21 protein-coding genes are annotated in these 26,112 nt (G+C 64.1%); 4 read left to right on the plus strand and 17 right to left on the minus strand.

Annotated elements, in window-relative coordinates; translation table 11 throughout:
* Positions 1-113 precede the first annotated feature (113 nt).
* The gene (locus KO538_RS13430) at positions 114-1,241 is read left to right on the plus strand and encodes a poly(3-hydroxybutyrate) depolymerase (protein ID WP_219328573.1); all 1,128 of its coding nucleotides are present in this window, start codon (positions 114-116) and stop codon (positions 1,239-1,241) included.
* Between the two features lie 131 nt (positions 1,242-1,372).
* Here the strand turns inward: KO538_RS13430 and gabD are convergent, their stop codons facing one another.
* The 15 genes from gabD to KO538_RS13505 all read right to left on the minus strand — a co-directional run bounded on the left by gabD (position 1,373) and on the right by KO538_RS13505 (position 18,555).
* A complete protein-coding gene (gene gabD / locus KO538_RS13435) occupies positions 1,373-2,827 on the minus strand; it encodes an NADP-dependent succinate-semialdehyde dehydrogenase (RefSeq protein ID WP_072455978.1) in 1,455 nt (484 codons plus the stop codon).
* Between the two features lie 80 nt (positions 2,828-2,907).
* Positions 2,908-3,750, minus strand: coding sequence for a PPK2 family polyphosphate kinase (locus tag KO538_RS13440; RefSeq protein ID WP_219328574.1), 843 nt, complete (start codon positions 3,748-3,750; stop codon positions 2,908-2,910).
* Positions 3,747-4,169: a CoA-binding protein gene (locus KO538_RS13445; protein ID WP_219328575.1), complete on the minus strand. Its 423-nt coding sequence runs from the start codon at positions 4,167-4,169 to the stop codon at positions 3,747-3,749. The genes KO538_RS13440 and KO538_RS13445 overlap by 4 nt, the downstream gene beginning before the upstream one ends.
* Before the next feature lie 224 nt (positions 4,170-4,393).
* Positions 4,394-5,047: a bifunctional 2-keto-4-hydroxyglutarate aldolase/2-keto-3-deoxy-6-phosphogluconate aldolase gene (locus KO538_RS13450; RefSeq protein WP_219328576.1), complete on the minus strand. Its 654-nt coding sequence runs from the start codon at positions 5,045-5,047 to the stop codon at positions 4,394-4,396.
* A 13-nt stretch (positions 5,048-5,060) separates the two neighbouring features.
* The gene (locus tag KO538_RS13455; RefSeq protein ID WP_374106849.1) at positions 5,061-5,957 is read right to left on the minus strand and encodes an SMP-30/gluconolactonase/LRE family protein; all 897 of its coding nucleotides are present in this window, start codon (positions 5,955-5,957) and stop codon (positions 5,061-5,063) included.
* Between the two features lie 15 nt (positions 5,958-5,972).
* Entirely contained in the window at positions 5,973-7,703 is a 1,731-nt protein-coding gene (gene araD / locus KO538_RS13460; RefSeq protein WP_058049351.1) for an L-arabinonate dehydratase, read from the minus strand.
* Complete coding sequence (locus KO538_RS13465) at positions 7,700-8,713, minus strand: 2-dehydro-3-deoxygalactonokinase (protein ID WP_219328577.1); 1,014 nt, start codon at positions 8,711-8,713, stop codon at positions 7,700-7,702. The genes araD and KO538_RS13465 overlap by 4 nt, the downstream gene beginning before the upstream one ends.
* An 84-nt stretch (positions 8,714-8,797) precedes the next feature.
* Positions 8,798-9,565 carry a hypothetical protein gene (locus KO538_RS13470; RefSeq protein WP_219328578.1) on the minus strand — a complete coding sequence of 256 codons (768 nt, stop codon included), beginning with the start codon at positions 9,563-9,565 and terminating at the stop codon, positions 8,798-8,800.
* Positions 9,562-10,761: a DNA-binding transcriptional regulator gene (locus KO538_RS13475; protein ID WP_046681867.1), complete on the minus strand. Its 1,200-nt coding sequence runs from the start codon at positions 10,759-10,761 to the stop codon at positions 9,562-9,564. Before KO538_RS13475 ends, KO538_RS13470 begins: the two co-directional genes overlap by 4 nt.
* Positions 10,762-10,793: 32 nt before the next feature.
* Complete coding sequence (locus tag KO538_RS13480; protein ID WP_034783811.1) at positions 10,794-11,936, minus strand: sugar ABC transporter permease; 1,143 nt, start codon at positions 11,934-11,936, stop codon at positions 10,794-10,796.
* Entirely contained in the window at positions 11,933-13,504 is a 1,572-nt protein-coding gene (gene xylG, locus KO538_RS13485; protein WP_219328579.1) for a D-xylose ABC transporter ATP-binding protein, read from the minus strand. The genes KO538_RS13480 and xylG overlap by 4 nt, the downstream gene beginning before the upstream one ends.
* A 196-nt stretch (positions 13,505-13,700) precedes the next feature.
* On the minus strand, positions 13,701-14,675 hold the full coding sequence (gene xylF / locus KO538_RS13490; protein WP_139143382.1) for a D-xylose ABC transporter substrate-binding protein: 975 nt from the start codon (positions 14,673-14,675) through the stop codon (positions 13,701-13,703).
* Positions 14,676-14,815: 140 nt separating this feature from the next.
* A complete protein-coding gene (locus tag KO538_RS13495) occupies positions 14,816-16,603 on the minus strand; it encodes an IlvD/Edd family dehydratase (protein ID WP_219328580.1) in 1,788 nt (595 codons plus the stop codon).
* On the minus strand, positions 16,600-17,367 hold the full coding sequence (locus KO538_RS13500) for an SDR family NAD(P)-dependent oxidoreductase (RefSeq protein ID WP_219328581.1): 768 nt from the start codon (positions 17,365-17,367) through the stop codon (positions 16,600-16,602). Before KO538_RS13500 ends, KO538_RS13495 begins: the two co-directional genes overlap by 4 nt.
* A gap of 27 nt (positions 17,368-17,394) precedes the next feature.
* Complete coding sequence (locus KO538_RS13505) at positions 17,395-18,555, minus strand: fumarylacetoacetate hydrolase family protein (RefSeq protein WP_219328582.1); 1,161 nt, start codon at positions 18,553-18,555, stop codon at positions 17,395-17,397.
* Between the two features lie 429 nt (positions 18,556-18,984).
* Between KO538_RS13505 and chvE the strand changes: the two genes are divergently transcribed.
* From chvE to mmsB, 3 genes are all read left to right on the plus strand, one after another.
* Positions 18,985-20,007, plus strand: coding sequence for a multiple monosaccharide ABC transporter substrate-binding protein (chvE, locus tag KO538_RS13510; RefSeq protein WP_235194257.1), 1,023 nt, complete (start codon positions 18,985-18,987; stop codon positions 20,005-20,007).
* 113 nt (positions 20,008-20,120) lie between these two features.
* Positions 20,121-21,662: a multiple monosaccharide ABC transporter ATP-binding protein gene (gene mmsA / locus KO538_RS13515; RefSeq protein ID WP_219328583.1), complete on the plus strand. Its 1,542-nt coding sequence runs from the start codon at positions 20,121-20,123 to the stop codon at positions 21,660-21,662.
* Positions 21,652-22,869, plus strand: coding sequence for a multiple monosaccharide ABC transporter permease (gene mmsB / locus KO538_RS13520; protein ID WP_034752728.1), 1,218 nt, complete (start codon positions 21,652-21,654; stop codon positions 22,867-22,869). Before mmsA ends, mmsB begins: the two co-directional genes overlap by 11 nt.
* Before the next feature lie 68 nt (positions 22,870-22,937).
* Here the strand turns inward: mmsB and KO538_RS13525 are convergent, their stop codons facing one another.
* Positions 22,938-24,572: an NAD(P)-binding protein gene (locus KO538_RS13525; RefSeq protein WP_219328584.1), complete on the minus strand. Its 1,635-nt coding sequence runs from the start codon at positions 24,570-24,572 to the stop codon at positions 22,938-22,940.
* Positions 24,572-26,083 carry a polyamine aminopropyltransferase gene (locus tag KO538_RS13530; RefSeq protein ID WP_219328585.1) on the minus strand — a complete coding sequence of 504 codons (1,512 nt, stop codon included), beginning with the start codon at positions 26,081-26,083 and terminating at the stop codon, positions 24,572-24,574. The genes KO538_RS13525 and KO538_RS13530 overlap by 1 nt, the downstream gene beginning before the upstream one ends.
* Positions 26,084-26,112 lie beyond the last annotated feature (29 nt).

Genomic DNA, 26,112 nt, shown 5'->3' on the forward strand with positions numbered 1-26,112 from the left:
CAACAACAGCGATGGCTTGAGCGACATCAACGACGGTGCAGTACTTGCCCAGCGCACAGTTTTTTTACCTATGCTCGGCCTTCCTGTCCCTTTCCCTGCCTTGTGGAGCCGCCATGCCCTTCCCGCACCTGACCACACTAACCACCGCCCTGCTGGCCGCCAGCCTGCTCATCCTGGCGCCAGCCAGCGCGCACGCTGCCACGACGACCAAAGCCGTCAAGCCCGCCGCGACCAAGGACGCCCCCGCCCTGCCCGCCTACCAGGCCGACCTGAGCCAGACCACCGTGTCCGGCCTGTCCTCGGGCGGCTTCATGGCGGCGCAGTTTGCCGTCGCCTACTCGGCCACGGTGGCGGGCGCCGGCATCATCGCGGGCGGCCCGTATTTCTGCTCGGGCCAGCCGGGCCGCTTCCCCTACATTCCTTACCTGACGAATGCCTTGAGCACCTGCATGAATCCCGGCAGCGCGCAGGTGGCGCCGCCTGTCGCCAGCGAATTGCTGCGCGCGGCGAACGATTTTGCGCGCGAGCGTCTCATCGACGACACGGCCAACCTGAAACGCCAGCGCGTATATCTGTTCAGCGGAACGAAAGACCAGACCGTGACGCGGCCGGTGGTGGAGCAGGTGGGGAAATTCTATCAACTGGCCGGTACGCCGGCGGCGCAGATCCGCTTCGTCGACACGCTAGGCGCGGGCCACGCGATCCTCACCGACAGCAACGCCGACAAGCCTTGCGCCGTGACGGAGTCGCCGTTCATCAACGACTGCGATTACGTGCAGGCGCGCGACATCCTGCAGCACCTGTACCCGGATCTGCAGCCGTCGTCGACTACCCTGACGGGCAAGCTGATCGCCTTCAACCAGCGCAGCTTCATCCAGAACGCGTACTCGAGCATGAGCAATACGGGCTACGCCTACATCCCGAAAGCCTGCAGCAGCGAGAGCTGCCGCGTGCACGTGGTATTCCACGGCTGCCTGCAAACGACGCAGGCCATCGGCGACCGTTTTTATACGAGCACCGGCTACAACCAGGTGGCGGACGCCAACAAGATCATCGTGCTGTATCCGCAGGCCGAACCGAGCCCCGTCTACCCGTACAACCCGAAAGGCTGCTGGGATTTCTGGGGCTACACCAGCATCAATCCGATCGACCCGGATTTCTACCGCAAGAGCGGCTCGCAGATGGAGGCGGTCAAGGGCATGCTGGACAGGTTAGGATCGGCTCGCAACAGCCGTCGATAACGGACGTCACGGATGCTTGAGAAAATCGTAGCGAGCGGCAACGATTTCTGGCTAAGAAGCGCAGCTGTACTTTAGTACAGTGAGCATCGCAGGCCGGAAAGCGCGCCGCGCAGTAGATTTAATCAAGCATTCTAGATACCGCCCATGCAGATGTATTTGATGACTAGGTAGTCTTCGATACCGTAGGTCGACCCTTCACGGCCCAGGCCCGATTGCTTGACGCCGCCGAAGGGGGCGATCTCGTTCGAGATCAGGCCCGTGTTGACGCCGACCATGCCCGTTTCCAGGCCTTCGGCCACTCTCCAGATGCGGCCGATGTCGCGCGAATAGAAATAGGCGGCCAGGCCGAATTCCGTATTGTTGGCCAGGGCGATCACTTCATCGTCCGTCTTGAAGCGGAACAGGGGTGCCAGCGGGCCGAAGGTTTCCTCGGTGGCCACGCGCATGTCGTTCGTCACGTCGGCGATGATGGTCGGCTCGAAGAAGCCATTGCCCAGCGCATGGCGCTTGCCGCCAGCGAGCAGGCGCCCGCCCTTGCCCAGCGCGTCGGCCACGTGTTCTTCCACCTTGGCCACGGCCTTGGCGTCGATCAGCGGGCCTTGCGTGACACCAGCCTCGATACCATTGCCGACCTTCAGCTTGGCCACTGCCGCCACCAGCTTGTCGGCAAACGCGTCATATACGCTGTCCTGCACGTACAGGCGGTTGGCGCAGACGCAGGTCTGGCCCGCATTGCGGTATTTCGAGGCGATGGCGCCTTCCACTGCCGCGTCCAGGTCGGCGTCATCGAAGACGATGAACGGCGCATTGCCGCCCAGTTCCAGCGACAGTTTCTTGATCGTCGGCGCGCACTGCTCGGCCAGCAAACGGCCCACCTGGGTCGAGCCCGTAAACGTCAGCTTGCGCACGATGGGATTCGACGTCATTTCGCCGCCGATGTCTTTCGGTGCGCCCGTGACGATGCTGAACACGCCCGCAGGCACGCCAGCGCGCTCGGCCAGCACGGCCAGCGCCAGCGCGGAAAACGGTGTCGCTTCCGCCGGTTTCAAGACCATCGGGCAGCCGGCGGCCAGGGCCGGGCCGACCTTGCGCGTGATCATGGCGGCGGGGAAGTTCCATGGCGTGATGGCGGCGCACACGCCGATCGGTTCCTTGGTGACAACCAGGCGGCGGTCCGGCCATGGCGACTGCAGGGTGTCGCCCGCGACGCGCTTGCCTTCTTCGGCGAACCACTCGATGAACGAAGCGCCGAACTGCACTTCGCCCTTCGCTTCCGGCAGGGGCTTGCCCTGCTCGGTGGTCATGATCAGCGCCAGGTCGTCGGCGTTTTCCAGGATCAGGTCATGCCAGCGGCGCAGCACGGCCGCGCGTTCCTTGGCCGTCTTCTTGCGCCAGGCGGGCCAGGCGGCATTGGCCGCCTCGATGGCGCGGCGCGTCTCGGCTGCGCCCATCAGGGGCACCGTACCGATATGCTCGCCCGTGGCGGGATTGTTCACGTTAATCGTCTGGCCACCATCGGCATCGACCCAGGCTCCATTCACGTAAGCCTGGTGACGCAACAAGGTAGGATCTTTCAACTGCAGCATATGGATCTCCGGTCTGGTTTGAATTATCGACGAGGGATACTATGCCACAGCGCGGCCGATTCCGCAGGCGCGGAACGGATTTACTCGACCTTGAAAGACGACAGTTTCGGGTCCGGCGCCGGGTATTCCAGCTTCATGCCCTGCAGGGTTTCCAGCAGCAGGGACGCGACCACCAGATTGCGCTGCGTCTTGGAGTTCGATGGCACCACGTACCACGGCGCGTGGTCGGCATCCGTCTCGCGGATCGCCGTTTCATAGGCGCGCTGGTAGCTATCCCACTTCTTGCGCTGGGCGATATCGTTGGGGTCGAACTTCCACTGGCGGTCGGGATCATCGAGCCGCTCCTGCAGCCGTCCCCGTTGCTCATCCTTCGAGATGTGCAAGAAGATTTTCAGGATGACGGTGCCCGTTTCGCTCAGCATGCGCTCGAAATCGCGGATCTGCGCGTAGCGGCGCTGGCATTCGGCCTTGTCGATCATGTCCTGCACGCGCGTGATCAGCACATCCTCGTAATGGCTGCGGTTGAAGATGGCGATCTCGCCCTTCACGGGCACGTGCTGGTGCACGCGCCACAAGTAATCGTGCGCCAGTTCGATATCGGTGGGGCCCTTGAACGCGATGGCGCGGATGCCCATCGGGTTGATGTTGCTGAAGATGGCCTTGACCGTGCCATCCTTGCCCGACGTATCCATGCCCTGCAGGACCAGCAGCACCTTCTTTTTGTGCTGCGCGTACAGCATGCTCTGGCACTCGGCGATCTGCGCCGTCAGCGCCACGGTTTCCTCGCGGTCCATGGCCTTGCACTGGGCCGGCGTCAGCTTCTTGTTCGCAGCCTTGGTGGCGGCGCCCAGCAGGCGCTTGCCGGCGAAATCCTCGTTCAGTTCGAAGCCCTTGCCGGCACGGAATTGCGTGCGCGCCTTCATGCCGCCACCACCAGCTTGCGGTGCTCGATTTTTGTGCAGTGATCCATCACCACGTCCATGCCCGCCGCCCGCGCCAGCTGCGCCGCCTGCTCGTTGACGATGTCGAGCTGCAGCCACAGACAGCCGGCCTTGACGGCGATGGCTTCCTCGGCGATGGGCACGATATCTTCTGACTTGCGGAAGCAGTCGACGATGTCGATGCGCGCCGGCGCGACGGCAGCGGCCGCCTCCGTCAGATTGGCGTAGGCGCGCTGCCCCAGCACCTCGCGCCCGGCGAGGGTCGGATTGACGGGCAGCACGCGGTAGCCATGGCGCAGCAGGTAGTCGGCCACTTCATGGCTGGCGCGTTCGGGCTTGTCGGACATGCCGACGATGGCGATGATGCGGCTGTCTTGCAGGATGCGGGCGATGTTGGACATATTCTGGTCTATGAAGCGTGCGACATTGCCCGCCTAGCGTAGCAGATTCCCGTCCTGCCGGGAGCTAAGTAACCCCCAATAAATTATTATGATTTCTGACTTCCATAATCGGCGCTCTGCGGCGTTGCCCGCTCCTAGCAGTGCTCGCACTGCGTCGCAGCAGGCGCCTTGCATAGCATCCGGTTCTGTTCGTCATAAATTCACAATAATTTCCTGAGGATTACTTAGCCAGAAGACTTAGCCTTGCGCACGGCCGCCATCTTCGCCACGAAAGCCTGCGCGCGTGCCGTCACGGCCGCGTAATCGCCCGTGGCGCCCGGGCCACTGAGGCTGCTGCCGATGCCCACGGCCACCGCGCCGCTGGCAAACCATTCCTGCAGGTTCTCCACCGTCACGCCGCCCGTCGGCATCAATGGCGCTTGCGGCAGAGGAGCGCGCAGGGCCTTGATGTAGGCGGGGCCGAACATCTCGGCGGGGAAGACCTTGACGATGTCGGCGCCCGCCTGCAGGGCCGTGACGATTTCCGTCGGCGTCATCGCTCCCGGCATGGACAGCACCTGGTAGCGCTGGCATAGCGCGATGGTGTCCACGTTGACGCTGGGCGAAATGATGAACTGGGCGCCGGCCAGGATGGCGGCGCGCGCCGTCTCCGTATCGAGTACGGTGCCCGCGCCCAGCAGCACGTCAGGGCCATGGCGTTCGCGCAAGGTGCGCAGCACGCCCAGGGTATCGGGCGTGGTGAACGCCACTTCCAGCGCCGTGATGCCGCCGGCGATGCACGCCTCGGCGATCCGCAGCGCCGCATCGGGCGAGTCGGCGCGCACGATGCCGACCATGCCCCGTTCGAGGATGCCATTGAAAACCGCGTGTTTTTGCATATGCTCTCTCCTGTCAGGCCGGCAGGGCGCCAAAGCGCACTTCCGGCAAACCGCGCACGCCCATCTGGCGCGCATGAAACAATCCGCCGGCCAGCGGTTCGCTCGCCAGCTGGGCCGGGGTCAAGTTCTCCTGCGCCGTCGTGACGAACAATTCGTCGTAGTGCGGGCCGCCCAGGCTCACGCAGCTGGGCTGTGAAACGGGCAGGCTGATCTTGCGCTCGACGCTGCCGTCCGGCGCGAAGCGCAAGACCCTGCCGGCGCCCCACTGCGCGCTCCACAGGTAGTCATCCGCATCGATGGTGGCGCCATCGGCGGCCCCCGGTCCCGGGTCGAGCACGGCAAACACGCGCACCCGGCTCGCGTCGCCGCCCAGGTAATCGTCCCAGCGGTAGATCGCCCTCTTCATCGAGTCGCAGAAATACATGGCCGTGCCATCGACGCTGAAGCAGATGCTGTTCGAGATGGCGATCTGCGGCAGCGGCAGGCGCTCCAGGGTCAAGTCCAGGTTGAGGCGGTAAAAGCTGCCGATCGCATCGCGGCACGGGCGCTCATCGAGCGTGCCGAAGACAAAGCGTCCCTGGCGGTCACAGCGGCCATCGTTCAGGCGCGTCATGGGCAAGTCGCCCTCCACCGTGTGCAAGCGCGTGACGGCCCCGCTGCGCGCGTCAAACCAGGCCAGTCCCGAGGCCAGTCCCAGCAGCAGCACCTCGTCGCTATCCGTCAGCGCGAAACACGCCAGGCGCTCGGGCATGGCCCAGCTCTGGCGCTCGCCCGTGGCCAGCACCAGCGCATGCAGCTGGCAGCCTTCGATATTCGTCCAGAAAACGCGGCCGCTGCGTTCGCACCAGCGCACGCCCTCGCCCAGGAAGTTTTGCGCATCGACCAGTAATTGCGCCTGTGTCCCCATCATCTTTTTTCCTTCCCTTCAATGAGACTCGCGCGGAACCGCGGAACCCCGGCAGCCGACGAGGAAGTCCAGATCCGCGCCTTCGTCGGCCTGCGTCACGTGCTTGATGTACATCGACTGATAACCGCCCTTCATGGCCGGCGGCGGGGCGCTCCACTCGGCGCGCCGGCGCGCCAGCTCCGCTTCGTCGACGTCCAGGTGCAAACGGCGTCCCGCCACGTCCAGTTCGATCATGTCGCCATCGCGCACCAGGGCCAGCGGCCCGCCCACGGCCGCTTCCGGCGCCACGTGCAGCACCACCGTGCCGTAGGCCGTGCCGCTCATGCGCGCGTCCGAGATGCGCACCATGTCGCGCACGCCCTGCTCCAGCAGTTTTTTCGGCAGTCCCATATTGCCCACTTCGGCCATGCCCGGATAGCCCTGCGGGCCGCAATTTTGCAGCACCATCACGCAGCTGGCATCGATATCGAGCGCGGGATCGTCGACGCGCTTTTTGTAGTGCTCGATGCTGTTGAAGACGACGGCGCGGCCACGGTGCTGCATCAGCTCGGGCGATGCCGCCGATGGCTTGATGACGGCGCCGCGCGGGGCCAGGTTGCCATGCAGGACGGCGATGCCGCCTTCGTCCTTGAATGGCTGCGCCAGCGGCGTGATCACCTCGGGATTGAAATTTTCCGCTTCGGCCACGTTGACGGCCATGGTCGCGCCCGTGACGGTGAGCGCCTCGCCATGCAATTTGCCCAGCAGGTCGCGGATGATCACGGGCAGGCCGCCCGCATAGTAAAAATCTTCCATCAGGTACTGGCCCGACGGCATCAGGTTCAGCAGGCAGGGAATGTCGCGGCCCAGGCGATCCCAGTCGCCCAGGCGCATATCCACGCCGATGCGCCCGGCGATGGCCAGCAAATGGATCACGGCATTGGTCGAGCCGCCGATGGCGCCGTTGACCATGATGGCGTTTTCAAACGCTTCGCGCGTGAGGATCTGCGACAGTTTCAGGTCTTCATGCACCATGTCGACGATACGCCGGCCCGTCAGCTGCGCCTGCAGCTTGCGGCGCGCATCGACGGCGGGAATGGCCGCGTTGCCGGGCAAGGTCACGCCCAGCGCTTCGACCATGCTGGCCATGGTCGAAGCCGTGCCCATGGTCATGCAGTGGCCGGCGGAACGCGACATGCACGATTCGGCCTGCTTGAATTCGGCCGAGGTCATGCGCCCGGCGCGCACGTCTTCGGAAAACTTCCACACGTCGGTGCCCGAGCCGATCGGCTTGCCGCGGTAATTGCCGTTCAGCATGGGGCCGCCCGACAGCACGATCGTGGGCAAATCCACGCTGGCCGCGCCCATCAGCAGGGCCGGGGTGGTCTTGTCGCAGCCCGTCAGCAGCACCACGCCGTCGATCGGGTTGGCGCGGATCGATTCCTCGACATCCATGCTGGCCAGGTTACGGAACAGCATGGCCGTCGGGCGCAGATTCGTCTCGCCCAGCGACATCACGGGAAATTCGACGGGGAAGCCGCCCGCCTCGAGCACGCCGCGCTTGACCATCTCGGCCAGGTCGCGGAAATGGCCATTGCAGGGCGTCAGCTCGGACCAGGTATTGCAGATGCCGATGACGGGACGGCCATCGAAGGCGTCGCTGGGATAGCCCTGGTTCTTCATCCAGCTGCGGTGAATAAAACTGTCCTTGTCGTCGCCACCAAACCACGATTGCGAACGCAAGGGGCGCTTGTTCTTGTTGCTGCTCATACTGTCTCCTGCGGGGAAATCAAGCCGCGCGCGGCGGCGATCAGCAGCGCACCGTGACCGGCCAGATAGTCTTGCTGCTGGTCGTCGACGATGATGCGCTTGCCATAAAAAAATCCGTGTTCTTCGATCAGCAGCCCGAGCGCCTGGCGCAGCATGGGCTTGCCGGTAATGACGAGCGGGCTATCGGGCCGCATCTGGATGGCGGTGCTGTTGCGCAGCGCCAGCAGGTCGCCGCTGAGGACGGCGCCCATCAGGAAATTGGCCCGCTCATTGCATTCGATGGCGCTGAACTGGCCCAGGGTGCGCACGCTGAAGCAGGCGCGCGCCAGCCCCGTTTTTTGCGCCGCGGCCGCGCCGGCCAGCAGCATTTTCGGCACCAGCGTCTGCGCAAAACCGCCATCGACCGATTGCTTGATCAGGGTGTGCTGCGTGATCGCCTGCAGCAGTTCGCCCGCAATGGTGGTGCTGCAGCCGAGGATGCGGCGCTGCTCGTCAACACTGATCAGCTTGGTATGCGAACCGGGCATGATCAGGGTCGCCGCGCCCCGCAATTGCAGGCGCTCGAGCAGTGCGACGACTTCCGTCTCTTCGCCGCGCATCATGTCCATCGCTTCGACGTTATGCAGGCCGACGGCGCCATGCTGGTTGCGCACGCCGGGAATCAGCCACAGGGGCTGGGGCAGCACGTCGGGCAAGTCCACCGCCTGCATGCCTTGCGCAAGCTGGGCCAGGCCGGCGGGCGCCGGCAAATGCGGCACTTCCCGCACACCCATGGGCGAGGTAATCATGCCCGAGGCCAGCGCCAGGTCCACGTCGGACGGCGCGATGCCGGCGCTGGCCAGCACGCTGGCGATGGTGTCGCGCAGCGCCTGTTTCAGCGCACCGTTATGGCCATCGATGGCGGTATTGCGCACGCCCGTTTCCAGCTGCGCCTGAGCGACGACGGCGCCTGCGCGCCACAGCAAGGTACGCGTATTGGTGGTGCCGGCATCGATGGTGAGTATGTTCATGGGCAGGTTCGCAGCGTCGGTCAGGACAAAAATGAATGAGGGAAAAACTACCTCATGGTAGAACTGCCCCGCATATCTGACCAATCACTTATTTGACATCATTGATACCGGTTCGGATATGTCAAACGCATCGATATCCTGCACGCCCAAACGGTAGGCAAGATTGAAGCGCCTGACCTGTCCCGGCTGCAATTGCACACCCTGCGCCAGCAGGGAAAAACAGCGCGCATCGGAATACAAATGGCAACTGTCCTGGGTGCTGGAAAAACGCAGGACCCGGCCGGAAGCGGGGTCGGCAACCCGCGCCGCCTCGCGCAGCTGGCCGCTGCCCGTCCAGTAAAAGTCATGCCGGAATCCCGGCAAGTGCACGAGCGCGGGCCAGGCTAGGCGCGAAGCGAGCGGCGCCGGCTGGCGGAAGTCGAAGGCGCTGCCCGCCACATCGAGCGGAGCGCTGCACGAATGCCCGCCGGGCCAGTAGCGGTCGGCGGCCAGGCGCAGCACATGGTCGCCCACGGCGGCGCGGCCGCCCTGCAGATTGAACAGGGGCGCGGCCAGCGCAAAACGGGAAACCGTCTCGGCCGTGGCGACGCAGTCGAGGTGCAGGCTGCCATCCTCGTCGAGCCGGTAGGCCAGGCGCACCGACAGGCCGTCATGCGCCAGGTGCAGCAGCAAGTGGCCGTCGTCCGGCGGCGCGCACCGCCAGGCCGTGGACGAGCGTGCCGCAAGGGGCGTGGCGCCCAGCACGTCGGCCAGGCGGCCATAGCGGTCGGGCGCCCACCAGGCCCGTACACTGGCATCGTGTGCATCGATGGCCACGCGCATGCCGCGTGCATTGCGCAGCAGATGCATCATGGCGCCTGCCCGGGGGCTGGCGGCGGCCGGCTGCGCTGCTGGAATTCGCGCGGCGTGCAACCGAGTTCGCGCTTGAAGACGGCATGCATGTACTGCACCGTGGTAAAGCCGCAACGCACGGCCACCTCGGCCACCTGCCCGGGTCCGCGCGCCAGCAGGGTCTTGGCCGCATCGAGCTTGAAATGCAGGATTTCATCGTGCACGCTGCGCCCCAGTTCGTGGCGGAAGTGCGCTTCGAGCGAGGAACGCGACACGCCTACGTAATCGGCCACCTGCTCCGTCTTGATGCCCTGGCAAGCGTACTGGCGGATGAAATGGCGTGCCTGCATCACCTGCGGGTGCTGGAAAGGCTGGTGGCGCGTGGAAGCGAGCACGTTCAGGCCGGCCGGCGGTACGAGGATGCGCGTGCCGGACAGGCGCGCGCCATTCAACATCTGGTGCAGCAGATGCGCGGCCGTGCGGCCCATTTCCTCCGTGCCCTGGATGACGGAACTCAATGGAATACGCGTGAGCATGCGCGCCAGCGGGTCGTTGTCGATGCCGATCAAAGCCACCTGCTCCGGCACGGCGATGCCCGCGTGCATGCACGCTTGCAGCAGCTGGCGCGCGCGTGCATCGCTGACGGCGATGATGCCGACGGGTTTTTCCAGGCTGTTGAGCCAGGCGATCTGCTGTTCCACCGCTTCGTCCCACGACGGTGCGCTGGTGGCGACACCCCGGTACACGTCGGCGCGCATGTGGTCGCGCTCCATCAAGGCGCAAAACGCCGTTTCGCGCTCCTGCGCCCAGCGGTTGACATCGGCCTCGGGCAGGCTGAAACAGGCAAAACGCGTCAGGCCCGCTTCCACCAGGTGTTCATAGGCCAGCTTGACGATCTTGAAATTATCGGTCGCCACGTACGGGATGCCGGCCGGGTAATCCTCGGCGCGCGCATACGAGCCGCCCACGGCCACCACGGGCAGGCGGCTGTGGGCCAGCGCTTCGCAGACGGCGGGATCGTCGAAATCGGCGATGATGCCGTCGCCCTGCCAGCGTTCGATGCCGGGCAGGCGGCAGCGAAAATCCTCTTCCAGGAACAGGTCCCACGACACGCGCGTCGTGTTCAGGTAGGCGGCGATGCCCGCGATGATGTCGCGGTCGTAGATCTTATTCCCGTTAAACAGCAGCGCGATCCGGTGCGCGGTCGGCATCTTCATGGTGTCTCCTCCCGTGCCAGATCGTTTCACGGCTATCTACGCCCCGCTCGCGTGCTGACATCGACCCACACGGCGAGGGTGAGGATACTGCCTTTCACGATCATCTGCCAGTAGGTGTCCACGTCCAGCATGGACATTCCGTTATCGAGGCTGGCCATCACCAGCGCGCCGATCAGGGCGCCGTACACGGTGCCCGAGCCGCCGCGCATCGAGGTGCCGCCGATGAAGCAGGCGGCGATCGCGTCGAGTTCGCTGAAGGTGCCGGCCGATGGGGAACCTGCCGCCAGGCGGCCCGTGTTGATCAGGCCTGCCAGCGCGCACATCAGGCCCATGATGCCGAATATCCACAACTTGACGGCTTTTACGTTGATGCCGGACAGGCGCGTCGCTTCCATATTGCTGCCGACGGCATAGATGCGGCGGCCGAACACGGTCTGGCTCGTGATGTAGCTGAACAGTCCCAGCAAGGCCAGCAGCAACAGCACGGGCAGCGGAATGCCTTCATAGCCGTTCAGGGTTTGCACGAAGGCATACAGCACAGCGCCGATGACGGCCAGGCGCAAGCCGTCGGCCCAGGGCGCCGTCTGCGGCAAGCCATGCTGGGCGCGGCTGGCGCGCGCGCGCCACGTCAAAAAGGCGGCCAGCAGGAACAGGCCGATGCCCAGCACGATGCCGGGGACCGCGGGCAGGTAGCCCTGCCCCAGGTAGACCATCGGCTCGGAGACGGGCGCGATCGTGATGCCGCCCGTGATGCCCAGCAGGATGCCGCGGTACGCGAGCATGCCGCCCAGCCCGACGATGAAGGACGGGATGCCCCGGTACGCCGTCAGGTAGCCATTGAGCAAACCGATCACCAGGCCGCAGCCGAGTACGGCCGCCAGGTTCAGCGCCAGCGGCCAGTGCTGCGTGACGTCCAGCACGGCGGCGATGCCGCCGAGCAGCCCCAGCAGGGAGCCGATCGACAAATCGATTTCGCCGGCGATAATCACCAGCACCATGCCGCAGGCGAGGATACCGGTGACGGACATCTGACGCAGCAGGTTAGACAGGTTGCGCGGCGTGAGGAAACTGCCCTCCGTCTTCCACGAAAAGAAGGCCCAGATCAGCGCCACGGCGATCAGCAGGGCCAGCATCTTGTATTGGGTGAACAGCTGTTTGATACTGTGCGGTTTCATGCTGCGGTTTCCTTGTTTGCGGTGTTGGCGGCGGGCGCCGGGCGCTGGTCGAGCGCGGCCGCCAGCACGGTTTCCTGGCTCAGGCCATCGTTGATAAAGTCGCCGCGCAGGCGGCCTTCGCCCATCACCAGCACGCGGTCGGACACGCCCAGCACTTCGGCCAGTTCCGACGAGACCATGATGATGGCCACGCCCTGGTCGGCCAGCGCCAGCATCAATTTGTAGATTTCATATTTGGCGCCCACGTCGACACCGCGCGTGGGCTCGTCGAGGATCAGCACGCGCGGGCGCGTCAGCAGCATCTTGGCCAGCACGGCCTTTTGCTGGTTGCCGCCCGACAGGCTCGTAATGGACAGCGACGGGCTGGCCGCCTTCAGTTCCAGCTTCGCGATCTCGCCGCGCACGGCCGTCAATTCCGCCTCGCCGTCGATGCGCGTGGCGCGCGTGAATTCCTCCAGCACGGCCAGGGTGATGTTCTGCCCCACGTCGAGATCCGGCACGATGCCGTGATGCTTGCGGTCTTCCGGCACCATGGCCAGGCCCATGGCGATGGCCTTTTGCGGCGAGCGGGTATCGATCTTGCGGCCATCGAGCCACACTTCGGCCTGGCACGGCCCCTGGTAGGCGCCGAACAGGGCCGAGACGAGCTCCGTGCGCCCCGCTCCCACCAGGCCGGCGATGCCGAGGATCTCGCCCTTGCGCAGGGTGAACGACACATCGTCGACCCGCTTGCGCTGCGGGTTGTCGGCGTCGATGCAGGTCACGTGGCGCGCCTCGAACAGCAATTCGCCGATAGGTGCCGGCTGCGCACGCTGCGGATACAGCTGGCTCATTTCACGGCCCACCATTTGCGCGATGATGCTCTCGACGTTCATCTGCGCCATCGGCGTGGTGGCGATATGCTTGCCGTCGCGGATGACGACGATGGTGTCGCAGATGGCCGCCACTTCATCGAGCTTGTGCGAAATGTAGATGCAGGTGACGCCCTTGGCCTTCAGCGCGCGCAGGATATCGAGCAGCACGGCGATTTCCGATGCCGTCAGCGACGACGACGGCTCGTCGAGGATCAGCAAGCGCGCATTCTTGTTGAGCGCCTTGGCAATTTCCACCAGCTGCTGGTGGCCGCCGCCGTAATTCATCACGGGCTGCGCCACGTTCAGTTCGGGAATTTTCAGTTCGCGCAGCAGCTCGTCGGCGCGCTTGTACATGGCCGCGTAATGCATGCGCCCGCCGGGCAGGGTCAGTTCGCGGCCCATGAAGATATTCTCGGCCACGGACAGCTGCGGCACCAGCATCAGTTCCTGGTGGATGATGATGATGCCCGCGTCTTCCGTGTCGCGGATCGATTGCGCGCGCAGGGGCTGGCCATCCCACAGGATCTCGCCATCCCAGGTGCCGTGCGGGTACACGCCGGACAACACCTTCATCAGGGTCGACTTGCCGGCGCCATTCTCGCCGCACAAGCCGATGCACTCGCCGGCCCGCACCTGCAGGTCGATGCCGTCAAGCGCGCGGACACCGCCAAACTGTTTGACGATGCCTTTCATTTCAAGCAGATAGTCGGACATGCTCACTCTCGTTGCGGATACGGGGAAATGTCGGATTACGCGGCGCCCATGGCGCCGCTAATCCGACCTACGGCCGGTGCGGACGGCCGACACCACCACCGGCGTTTCCGGTGCCGGCGATTGTCGGATAACGGCCGGTGCGGGCAATCGTAGGTCGGCTTAGCGCGCAGCGCGCAAGCCGACATCAAGCGGGTGGTCAATTACCCAGCTGCGCCTTGGTATAGAAACCGTCGTCAACGAGAATGTTCACATTCGCCTTGGTCAGCGGCGTTGGTTTCAGCAGCACCGTGCTGACCTTTTTCAGGCCGTTGTCATAGCTGGAGTTGTAGGCCGGCTTTTCATTGCGCGCCAGTTGCACGGCCAGCTTGGCCGCTTCGGCAGCGATGGTTTTCAACGGTTTGTAGACGGTCATCGATTGCGTGCCGGCGATGACGCGTTTCACGGCTGCCAGGTCGGCGTCCTGGCCCGAGACCGGCACCTTGCCGGCCAGTTTTTGCGCGGCCAGGGCCTGGATGGCGCCGCCGGCCGTGCCGTCGTTCGAGGCGACGATGGCATCGATCTTGTTGCCGTTGGCCGTCAGCGCGTTTTCCACGATGGACAGCGCTTCGGTAGCGCTCCAGTCCTTCACCCACTGCTGGCCGACGATCTTGATGTCGCCCTTGTCGATGAACGGTTTGAGTACCTTCATCTGGCCTTCGCGCAGCATCTTGGCGTTGTTGTCGGTCGGCGAGCCGCCCAGCAGATAGTAATTGCCCTTCGGTTGCAGCTTGGTCACGCCTTCGGCCTGCATCTCGCCCACTTTCTCGTTGTCGAACGAGATGTACGCGTCGATATCGGCGTTCAGGATCAGGCGGTCATACGACAGCACCTTGATGCCAGCCTTTTTCGCTTCCTTGACGGTGTTGTTGAGGACAGTGGCGTTGAACGGCACGATCACCAGCACGTCCACGCCGCGCGAGATCAGGTTTTCGATCTGCGAAATCTGGCGCTGTTCACTGGCGTCGGCCGACTGCACGAAGACCTTGGCGCCCTGCTTTTCGGCGGCGGCGATGAAGAAATCGCGGTCGCGCGTCCAGCGTTCCACGCGCAAATCGTCGATGGAGAAGCCGATTTTCGGGTTTTTCGCATCGGCCAGGGCGGCGCTGCTTGTCAATGCCAGCATGGCGGTCATGATGGCTGCACTGATGATCTTGTTCATTGTGTGTCTCCTTGTGGATTTTATTAACAACGTTTTTTTAACTACGGGTACTGCTGAAAATCTGGTGATGCTGGTGTTGTCGGCTTACGCGCGGAGCGCTAAGCCGACCTACATCAATGGTTATGCCGTGGCAGGGTCTGGCCCACGGCGCGGTATTTCAGGGCCAGCTCCATGCAGGCGCCCGTTTCCAGCTGGCCCACGCTGGCGCGGTAGATTTCCTGCCACGGCGTGGCGCTGTCGTTGACGGGCGGCGGCAGTTCTTTGGCGCGGCGCGCCAGTTCGTCCGCATCGACCAGCATGTCGCAGTGGCCCCCGTTCAAGTCCACGCGGATGATGTCGCCCGTGCGCAGCAGCGCCAGGCCGCCGCCCACGGCGCTTTCCGGCGACGCGTTCAGGATCGAGGGGCTGTCCGAGGTGCCGGACTGGCGCCCATCGCCCAGGGTCGGCAGGTTCAGAATGCCGGCCTTGAGCAAGGCATCGGGCGGCTGCATGTTGACCACTTCGGCCGAACCGGGCCAGCCCACGGGACCTGCGCCGCGCATCACCAGCATGCAGCTGTCGTCGATGTTGAGCGCCGGGTCGTTGATGCGCGCGTGATAGTCGGCAGAACCATCGAAGACGATGGCGCGCGCCTCGAACACGCCTTCGCTGCCGGGACGCGACAGGTAGCGCTCGCGGAAAGCGGGCGAGATCACGCTGGTCTTCATGATGGCGAAGTCGAACAGGTTGCCCTGCAAGGCCATGAAACCGGCCTTTTCCTTCAGCGGTGCGGCAAACGGGCGGATCATCTCGCGATCAGTACTTTCGCGTCCGGCCAGGTTCGCCGCCATCGTCTGGCCCGTGACCGTCAACCGGTCCGCATGCAGCAAGCCCGCCTGCTGCAACTCCCACATCACGGCCGGCACGCCGCCGGCGCGGTGGAAGCGCTCGCCCAGGTATTTCCCGGCCGGCTGCATGTTCAACAGCAGCGGCACGTCGTAGCCATGTTCCATCCAGTCGCTCGAGTGCAATTCCACGCCCGCATGGCGCGCCATGGCCATCAGGTGCGGCTGGGCGTTGGTGGAACCGCCGATGGCAGCGTTGACGATGATGGCGTCCAGGAACGCCTCGCGCGTGAGGATGCTCGACGGGCGCACGTCCTCATGCGCCATGGCGACGATGCGGCGCCCCGTTTCATAGGCGATCTGACCCCGCTCGCGGTATGGCGCGGGGATGGCCGAGCAGCCCGTGAGCGACATGCCCAGCGCCTCGGCCAGCGCATTCATGGTCGATGCCGTGCCCATGGTGTTGCAGTGGCCGGCCGACGGCGCGGAGGCGGCCGCGATCTGCAGGAATTTGTCGTTGTCGATCAAGCCGGCGGACAGCTGGCGGCGGCCCTTCCAGATGGCGGCGCCGGAACCCACCAGTTCACCGTCCATCCAGCCGTCGAGCATGGGGCCGCCCGACAGCACGATGGCGGGAATGTCGACCGTGGCGGCGGCCATCAGCTGGGCCGGCGTCGTCTTGTCGCAGCCCGTCGTCAGCACCACGGCGTCGATCGGGTAGCCATGCAAAATCTCCACCAGGCCCAGATACGCAAGGTTGCGGTCCAGCGCGGCCGTGGGACGGCGGCAGTTCTCGAAGATCGGGTGCAGCGGGAATTCCATCGGGATGCCGCCCGCGTCGCGGATGCCGTCGCGCACGCGCTGCGCCAGCTCCAGATGGATGCGGTTGCAGGGACTGATATCGCTGCCGCTTTGCGCGATGCCGATGATGGGCCGGCCCGAACGCAGCTCCTCGGCCGTGATGCCGTAGTTCATGAAGCGCTCGAGGTACAGCGCCGTCATGTCGATGTGGTCGGGATTGTCGAACCAGTCCTGCGAACGGAAGCGCCGCGCCGGGTGTTTGCCTGCGGCGCTCATGCGCCGTACCAGCCTGCGTCGACGTAGTATTCGCGTCCCGCGCACTTGGCCGCATTGTCCGACGCGAGGAACAGCGCCAGCGCCGCCACGTCTTCCGGCTCCACGCGCAACTGCAGGCATTGGCCCTGCAGGATGACGGCTTCCGCTTCCGGCGTATGCCACAGCTTTTCCTGGCGCGGCGTGCGCACGGCGCCGGGAATGATGCAGTTGACGCGGATGCCGTCGACGCCCAGGTCGCGCGCCAGGCCGCGCGTCAAGCCCTCGATGCCGGCCTTGGCCGTCATGTAGATCGACAGGCGCGCTTGCGCCAGGTGCCAGGAAATCGACCCCAGGTTGAGAATCACGCCGCTGCCCTTGGCGCGCATGGCCGGCGCCACGGCCTGGGCGCAGAAATACTGGTGGCGCAGATTCACGGCCATGCGCTCGTCCCAGTAGGCGGGCGTGACGTCCTGCAGTTCGTGGCGGTCGTCATTGGCCGCATTGTTGATGAGGATATCCGTGGCGCCGGCGCTGTGTTCGATCTCGGCGAAGGTGGCGGCCAGGGCGCCCAGGTCCGTCAGGTCGCAATAGCGGAAAACGGGCGGCTGCGGCAGGTCGGCCAGCTTTTCCTGCAGCGCCAGCGACGCCTCGCGGGCGATGTCGAGAAAGGTGACGTGGGCGCCCTGGCGCGCGAACGCCTCGACGATGGCCACGCCGATACCGGTGCCGCCGCCCGTGATGACGACGCGCTTGCCGGCCAGACTGGAATAAATTGCATGCTGCATGGTGTCTCTCTTTTTAAAATAATCGGATCAAAGCAAGCCGCGCTGGGCCAGGTTCTGGTACAGCGCGCGCACGCCGAACGTCCATGGGGCAATCGCATCGCAGCGCTGCACTTCGTTGACCAGCGCACCCAGCGAGGCGCTGGCAATCGTCACGCGGTCGCCCAGGTGGTGCGTAAAGCCGCCGCCCTGCGCGCCGCGGTCCTTCACGGGCGAGAACATGGTTCCCAGGAACAGCATGAAGCCGTCCGGATACTGGTGGTACTGGCCTGCCGTCTGGCGCACCAGGTCGAGCGGGTCGCGGCTGATTTCGCGCATGAAGCTGGCGCCTTCGAGCACAAAGCCGTCGTCCGCGCCTTCGATCAGCAGCGACACTTCCGCCTCGCGCACGGTGTCGAGCGTGAAGTGCTCGTCGAACAGGCGGATGAAGGGGCCGATGGCGCAGGAGCCGTTGTTATCCTTGGCCTTGCCCAGCAAGAGGGCGCTGCGCCCTTCGATGTCGCGCAGGTTGACGTCGTTGCCCAAGGTCGCCCCCAGCACCTCGCCACGGCTGTTGACGGCCAGGACGATCTCGGGCTCGGGGTTGTTCCAGGCGGACGATGGCAGCAAGCCCACCTGCGCGCCGCAGCCCACCGACGACATCGGCTGCGCCTTGGTAAACACTTCCGCATCGGGGCCGATGCCCACTTCCATGTATTGCGACCAGGCGCCGCGCTGTTGCAGCTGCTGTTTCAGGCGCTGCGCCGCGTCCGAGCCAGGCTTCAGTGCCGACAGGTCGCCGCCCAATGTCATTTGCAGGGCGGTGCGCAGGCTCGCCGCGCGCGCCGCGTCGCCGCCCGCCTGTTCCTCGATCACCCGTTCGAGCAGGCTGACGGCGAAGGTCACGCCGCAGGCCTTGACGGCCTGCAGGTCGCACGGCGCCAGCAGCAGCGGCTCGCCAGCCGGCGCGGCCAGCGCCTGCTCCAGCAGCGACTGCACGGGTCCGAGCGCGATGCCGGGCGCATGGCGGACGATATCGAGCGCATCGCTGCGCTCGAACAGCTCGGCCACCGTCGCCACCGTCTGCGTGATGTCGACCACTTCGCCGCCGCGCACGGCGACGACGCACGGGCCGTCACGCCAGATGCGGCCGACAAGGAGGGCCTGCGCCAGGTCGGCGGGCAACAAAGAGGCGGGGGAAATCGGCTGCATGGCAAGCTTTCAAAAGGTCGTGACGGGATGGCCGGTGTTCAAGTTCGGACCGATTCTGCGCGCCGCCCTGTGTCGCCGCAATTACGAAAATCACCAAATTGAATGATGATTATTGGTATTGCAGTGCACCAAAAAAAGCCGCCACGCGGCCCCCGTTTCCGCCCTGTGCGCAGGCGGGAAGGCGTGCCATGGCGCATTGCATCAATTGACCCATCGATATCGTTTTGGATATCACCAATGCGAAAAAAGTGATTGGTGAGGGATGGATGGACAAACTAGTATCAGCCGTGGCCTGCAATCGGCCATTCGCACGGAGCCCGCCCACTGGACGACGGCCCTGGCACATTCAACTATCGAAGACGGTGGAGACCTGAAATGAAAACAACAATGAAAATGCTGACCGCGAGCCTGGCGCTGGCCATCTCCGGCATGGCGGTAATGCCCGTGGCAAGCGCCGCAGACAAGGGCGCGATCGGCATCTCGATGCCAACCAAATCGTCCATGCGCTGGATCGCCGACGGCGACAACATGGTCAAGGTATTCAAGGAGCGCGGCTACAAGACGGACTTGCAGTTTGCCGACGACGATATCCCGAACCAGCTGGCGCAGGTGGAAAACATGATCACCAAGGGCGCCAAGGTGCTGGTGATCGCCGCCATCGACGGCACCACCCTGTCGAACGTGCTGCAAAAAGCGGCCGACAAGGGCATCAAGGTCATCTCGTATGACCGTTTGATCCGCGGCACGAAAAACATCGATTACTACGCCACCTTCGACAACTTCCAGGTCGGCGTGCTGCAAGCGGGCTATATCGAATCGGCGCTGAAACTCAAGGAAGGCAAGGGCCCGTTCAATATCGAACTGTTCGGCGGCTCGGCCGACGACAACAATGCGCACTTCTTCTACAACGGCGCGCTGTCGGTGCTCAAACCCTACATCGACAACGGCAAGCTGGTGGTGCGCTCGAAGCAGATGGGCATGGAAAAGGTCGCCACCCTGCGCTGGGATGGCGCCGTGGCGCAAGCCCGCATGGACAACCTGCTCAGCGCCTACTACGGCAATGCGCGCGTCGACGCCGTGCTGTCGCCGTATGACGGCTTGAGCATCGGCATCCTGTCCTCGCTCAAGGGCGTCGGCTACGGCACGCCGAAGCAGCCGTTCCCCGTCGTGACGGGCCAGGATGCGGAAATCCCGTCGGTGAAATCGATCATCCGCGGCGAACAGGCATCGACCGTGTTCAAGGACACGCGCGAACTGGCCAAGGTCACGGCGAACATGGTCGACGCGATGATGAGCGGCAAGACGCCGACCGTCAACGATACCAAGACCTATAACAACGGCGTCAAGGTGGTGCCGTCCTACCTGTTGAAACCGGTCACCGTCGATAAGGCGAACTGGAAGCAGGTGCTTGTCACCGGCAGCGGCTACTACACGGAAGCGCAAGTGAAATAAGCATCGACGGTACTGAAGGCCCGGCGCTGCCGGGCCTTTCGCTTCACGCACCATCAAGAACAAGACTGCAGCACGACCGATGCCAACCAGCACGGCCGTGCCAGAGAGGTTATATGACGAACACTATCCTGGAAATGCGCGGGATACGCAAAACATTCCCGGGCGTCGTTGCGCTCGACAATGTCAACCTGCGGGTACGCAGCGGCGAGATCCACGCCATCGTCGGCGAAAACGGCGCCGGCAAATCGACCCTGATGAAAGTGCTCAGTGGCGTCTACGGCCATGGCAGCTATACGGGCGACATCGATTACCTGGGCCAGACGCGGCACTTCCGCGGCATCAAGGACAGCGAAGATATCGGCATCATCATCATCCACCAGGAACTGGCGCTCGTGCCCCAGTTGTCGATCGCCGAGAATATCTTCCTCGGCAACGAACCGTCCAGCATGGGCGTCATCGACTGGGAATACGCGCAAAGCAAGACGCGCGAACTGCTGCACAAAGTCGGCTTGAAAGAGTCACCTGACACCCTGATCACCAACCTGGGCGTGGGCAAGCAGCAGCTGATCGAGATCGCCAAGGCGCTATGCAAGGACGTCAAGCTGCTGATCCTCGACGAGCCGACGGCCAGCCTGAACGAAAGCGACAGCGCGGCCTTGCTCGACCTGCTGCTTGGCCTGAAAGCCCAGGGCATCGCCTCGATCCTGATTTCGCACAAGCTCAATGAAATTTCAAGAGTCGCCGATGCCATCACGGTGCTGCGCGACGGGAACACGGTTGACAGTTTCGACTGCCGCGTGGAGCCCGTCAGCGAAGACCGCATCATCGAAAAAATGGTCGGACGCGAAATGGCCGACCGCTATCCGCCGCGCACGCCGACGATAGGCGAGACCATTTTCGAAGTGCGCGACTGGCGCGTCTTCCATCCCGAGCATGCCGACCGCCCTGTCATCAAGGGCATCAACATGCACGCGAAAAAGGGAGAGATCATCGGCATCGCCGGCTTGATGGGCTCAGGGCGCACGGAACTGGCGATGAGCATTTTCGGCCGCGCCTACGGCCAGCGCATCAGCGGCACGGTGCTCAAAAATGGCCAGGAGATCGACGTCAGCACCATCGGCAAGGCGATCGCGCACGGCCTCGCGTATGTGACGGAAGACCGCAAGGGTCTGGGCCTGATCCTCGAGGAAGACATCCAGAAGAACACCAGCCTGGCCAACCTCGACGCGATTTCGCAGCACATGGTGATCGACGAGCAGCGTGAATTCAGCGTGGCCGAGGATTTCCGCCGCAAGCTCAAGACCCGCTGCTCGAGCGTGGCGCAGAAGGTGGTCAATCTGTCCGGCGGCAACCAGCAGAAAGTGGTGCTGGCGAAGTGGCTGTTTTCGCGCCCCGACGTGCTGATCCTCGATGAACCGAGCCGCGGCATCGACGTGGGCGCCAAGTACGAGATCTACAGCATCATCAGCGACCTGGCCGCGGAAGGCAAATGCATCATCATGATCTCGTCGGAAATGCCGGAATTGCTGGGCATGTGCGACCGGATCTATGTCATGAACGAAGGCCGCTTTGCGGCGGAATTGAGCGCGGCAGAAGCATCGCAGGAGCGAATCATGCGCGCAATCGTTACACACGGAGAAAACAATGGACAATAAATTGACAGCAGGCGCGCCGGCAGCAGCAGCGCCAGCGGCCGCGCCGCAAGCGAAAAGCTATGCCGGCTTTTTGAAGAACAATATGCGCGACTACGGCATGCTGCTCTCGCTGATCGTCATCATGGGCTTTTTCCAGTACATGACCGACGGCACGCTGATGCAGCCGCTGAACCTGACCAACCTGGTGCTGCAAAACAGCTACATCGTCATCATGGCGCTGGGCATGCTGATGGTCATCGTGGCCGGCCATATCGATTTGTCCGTCGGCTCGGTGGTCGGCTTCGTCGGCGCCCTGGCGGCCGTCCTGATCGTCAACTACAACATGAATTTTGTCGCCGCCAGCATCCTCTGCCTGCTGGCCGGCGCCGTCATCGGCGGCGCGCAAGGCTATTTCGTCGCCTTCTTCAAGATCCCGTCCTTCATCGTCACCCTGGCCGGCATGCTGGTGTTCAAGGGCTTGACCCTGGCGCTGCTGGCAGGCCAGTCGGTCGGCCCCTTCCCTGAAGGCTTCCAGATGCTCAGCTCCGGCTTCCTGCCCGACCCGTTCGGCGGCGAGAACCTGCGCGGCCTGTCGCTGCTGCTGGGCGTGATCGCCGCCGCGGCGCTGATCTTCACCTCGCTGCGCAGCCGCGCCAAGCAACTGAAACACGGCATGGAAAACGAGCCGCGCGCCTTCTTCCTGCTGAAAAACGCGGTCTTCGCCGCCGTGATGGTGTATTTCAGCTATCTGCTGGCGTCGTACCGCGGCTTTCCCAACGTGCTGGCCGTCATGTCGCTGCTCATCGTCGCCTACACCTTCATTACCAACCGCACCGTGCTGGGCCGCCGCGTGTATGCCGTGGGCGGCAACGAGAAGGCGGCGCGCCTGTCCGGCATCAAGACGGAACGGGTCAGCTTCTACACCTTCGTCAACATGGGCATGCTGGCCGCCCTGGCCGGCCTGATCTTCGCGGCGCGCCTGAACACGGCCACGCCAAAGGCGGGCACGGGCTTCGAACTGGACGTGATCGCCGCCTGCTTCATCGGCGGCGCCTCGGCTTCGGGCGGCGTGGGCAAGGTGATGGGCGCCGTCATCGGCGCCTTCATCATGGGCGTGATGAACAACGGCATGTCCATCATGGGCATCGGTATCGACTACCAGCAGGTGATCAAGGGCCTGGTGCTGCTGGCGGCCGTGTTCATCGACGTCATTAATAAAAATAAATGAGAAGAACAAGGAAGCACAGGTTCGAGCCTTAGGGGGCTCTGGCCGGCGCTTGCGCCGGCCTTTTTCATTTATGTGATCGCCAGCCGCGCCGCCCTGTCGCCCCACCACGCGGCCTCTTCAAATACGGAAAAGCCCGACAGATCGGCATGCGCGAACAGGATCGCCCCATCGTGTTCGCGCAAGGCTTTGAGCCCCGCATTGCTGCGAAATCCCGGCAACGGTGCGGCCATGGCGTGGCCGCGCACGGTGATGTCGACGCGTTCGACGCAGCTGGCGAAATCGCGCCCGTACGCCGTCTTCAAATCGACGCTGGCCAGCGCCAGCAATTCTTCGGGCGTGGCCGTATCGAGCCACTTGCGCGCTTGCTGCGGTGTGCGGTCGGACAGGGCCACGTAGGCGCTGAAGACGGTTTTCTCGGGCGGACGCACGCGGATGTCCTGGTGCGTGGAGACGACATAGCCGAGGCCCGGCTCCTGGTACACGACGTTGTCCCAGCACAGCGGTGCATGCGGCAGTTCGTCGGGAAAACGCTTGAGCAGGAAATTGGCCACCATCCACGGCGCATACGCGGGCGTGTCGCGTTTCGCGTCGAAGCCATAGGCGGCGATGTTATCCACCACGCGCGCCGCGACATACAGCGGCATGGCGCAGATGGCCTTGCGCGCCTTGACCAGGTAGGTGCGCGGCTGGCCATCGACCAGTTCCAGGCACAGCGCCTCCACGCCGTTGGCCGTCGTCGTGAGTGAAACCACCGTACCCGCATGACGTTGGACACCCGACGCCTGTTCCATGGCCGTGGCGACCGGCTGCATGCCGCCCGGCCAGGTCAGCCAGGCGCCATTGCCCGCGTTCGCCGCCTGACCCCAGCGGCTGCAGTAGTAATGCAGGCCGGCCCAGGCCGAGACCTGGTCGTAACGCGTGCCATAGTCGTCGCGGCAGCAGTAATTCAGATACCAGTGCAAGGTGGGCGAGGTGTATCCCTCGCGCTCCATCCACTGTTTCAAGGTGATGGTATCGAGCGCCTGCCAGGCCGGGTCTTGCGACGATTCCACGGTAGGAAAAACGAACACGCGCTTGCCGTCGTTGCCATGCGCCTGGCGCAGGCGCCGCACGTCGGCAAAGAAGCGCTCGTGCTGCGCCAGCTCCTCGGCGGAGATGCCTTCGGTGGGAATGAAGCCATCCTGCCACTGGCCGTTGAACAGCAAGCGCTCTTCCGGCGCATGCAGGATGTAGCGCTCGTCGTAAGTGGGCTTTTCCGCCTGCGGATCGCGCTCGATGATGCCCAGGTCGAACAATATCTCGCGCACATGCGTCGATTCGGGCGACGGCAGCGGCAGGTAGTGGCCACCCGTGGGATAAGCGAGGTCGCCGAAATGGCCGCCGGCCGCGTTGCCGTAGGGCTGCGGGCCGTCGACCATGAGGAAATCCTTGTGTCCCAGTTTATTCAGCCGCCAGGCGGCCGTCAGGCCGGCGATGCCCGAGCCGAGGATGGCCACGTCGGTGGTGATGGTTGCCGAGGGCGCCGGCAGCGCCTTGCGCTCGCGCAGCAGCTCACGCAAATAATGGCCCTCGCTGCGGCCCGGGTACAGCACCTTCGGCGTGATTTCCTGCCAGCGCAGGTAGGCGGCGATGCTGCCGATGCCGGCTGCGGCCGCCGCTGCCGTGCCGCCGGCGGCCCACAGCATGAAGGAACGGCGCTGCATCAGCGGATCACCCGGTTCCAGTCCTGCTCGAATTCATGCACGAGCGACTGGGTGTTGAGGCGGTTCGGCGCCATCGGCAGCAGCTGCATATCGGGCGGGAAGATGAACATTTCGCGCGTGGTGTCCGCATTCAGGTAGCGCATCGGCAAACGGTAGCTGGTGGGCGGTGTGTAGTCGAGCTGGGGAGAAGCGAGGATAAACCCCCATTCGCCGAACGAAGGCACGTAGGCGTGGTAGGGCCAGGTGCGCATACCCACTTCGCGCAGGGTCGAATTGATGGTCCAGTAGGCGTGCGGGGCAAAGAACGGCGACGTTGATTGCACCACCATCAAGCCCTTGGCCGCCAGGTGCTTTTTCACCAGGTCGTAGAACGGCACCGAATACAGTTTGCCGAGCGCGAAGCTGGACGGATCGGGGAAATCGACGATGGCCGCATCGAACATGTCGCCGTTATTACGCAGCCAGACGGCGGCATCGGCATTGACGACGGTGACGCGCTTGTCCGAGAACGAATTATTATTCAGCTTGGCCAGTTCCGGGCGCGTGGTAAACGCGGCCGTCATGGCAGGGTCGAGGTCGACCACGGTGACGTGTTCGATCTGTGGATAACGGAGGATTTCACGCAGGGCCAGACCATCGCCGCCGCCCAGCACCAGCACGCGGCGCGCCCACGGTAAGGCTTCCAGCACCGGATGCACGAGCGCCTCGTGGTAGCGGTACTCGTCGCGCGAGGAAAACTGCAAATTGCCGTTGATGTACAGCCGCGTATCGTCCTTCCAGCGCGTGATCACCAGGCGCTGGTAGGGCGTGGTGGTGGAATACACGATCTGGTCGCCGAACAGGCCATGTTCTCCCCAGGCCACCATGCGGTCGGACATGGCAAAGCCGGCGATCAGCAGCAGCATCACGGCGCAGGCGCGCAGCAAGCGCCCCGTGAGGTTCTTCAGTTCCGCGCGGAAGACATAGATGCTCCACAGGCCCACGCCCACGTTGAGCATGCCGAACAAAAAGCCCGTGCGCACCAGGCCCAGATACGGCGACAGCACCAGCGGGAACAGCAGGGAAACAGCCAGCGCACCCAGGTAATCGAAGGTCAGCACGCGGCTGACCAGCTCGGAAAATTCCGTCTGGCGCGTATTCAGGGCGCGCATCACCAGCGGCACTTCCATGCCGACCAGTGCGCCGATCAGGAACACCATCACATACAATAAGGTGCGAAATGGCGCCGCCATCCACGAAAACGTCATGAACAGGATCGCGGCCGACAGGCCGCCGATCAGGCCCACGGCCAGTTCGATGTCGACAAAGCGCGAGAGCACGTCGTCGTCCTTCACGTACTTGGAAAAGTGTGCGCCTACGCCCATGGCAAACAGGTAGCAGCCGATGATGGTGGAAAACTGCAGAATGGAGTCGCCGAGCAGGTAGCTGGACATGGCGCCAGCGATCAGTTCATACGCGAGGCCGCAGGAAGCAACCACGAAGACGGACAAAATCAGAATCTTTTTGTTCATTGGACTTTTTTTTGTTCTAATATGCGTTG

It is taken from the genome of Janthinobacterium sp. NKUCC08_JDC (assembly GCF_019345575.1).
GTDB lineage: Bacteria > Pseudomonadota > Gammaproteobacteria > Burkholderiales > Burkholderiaceae_D > Janthinobacterium > Janthinobacterium aestuarii.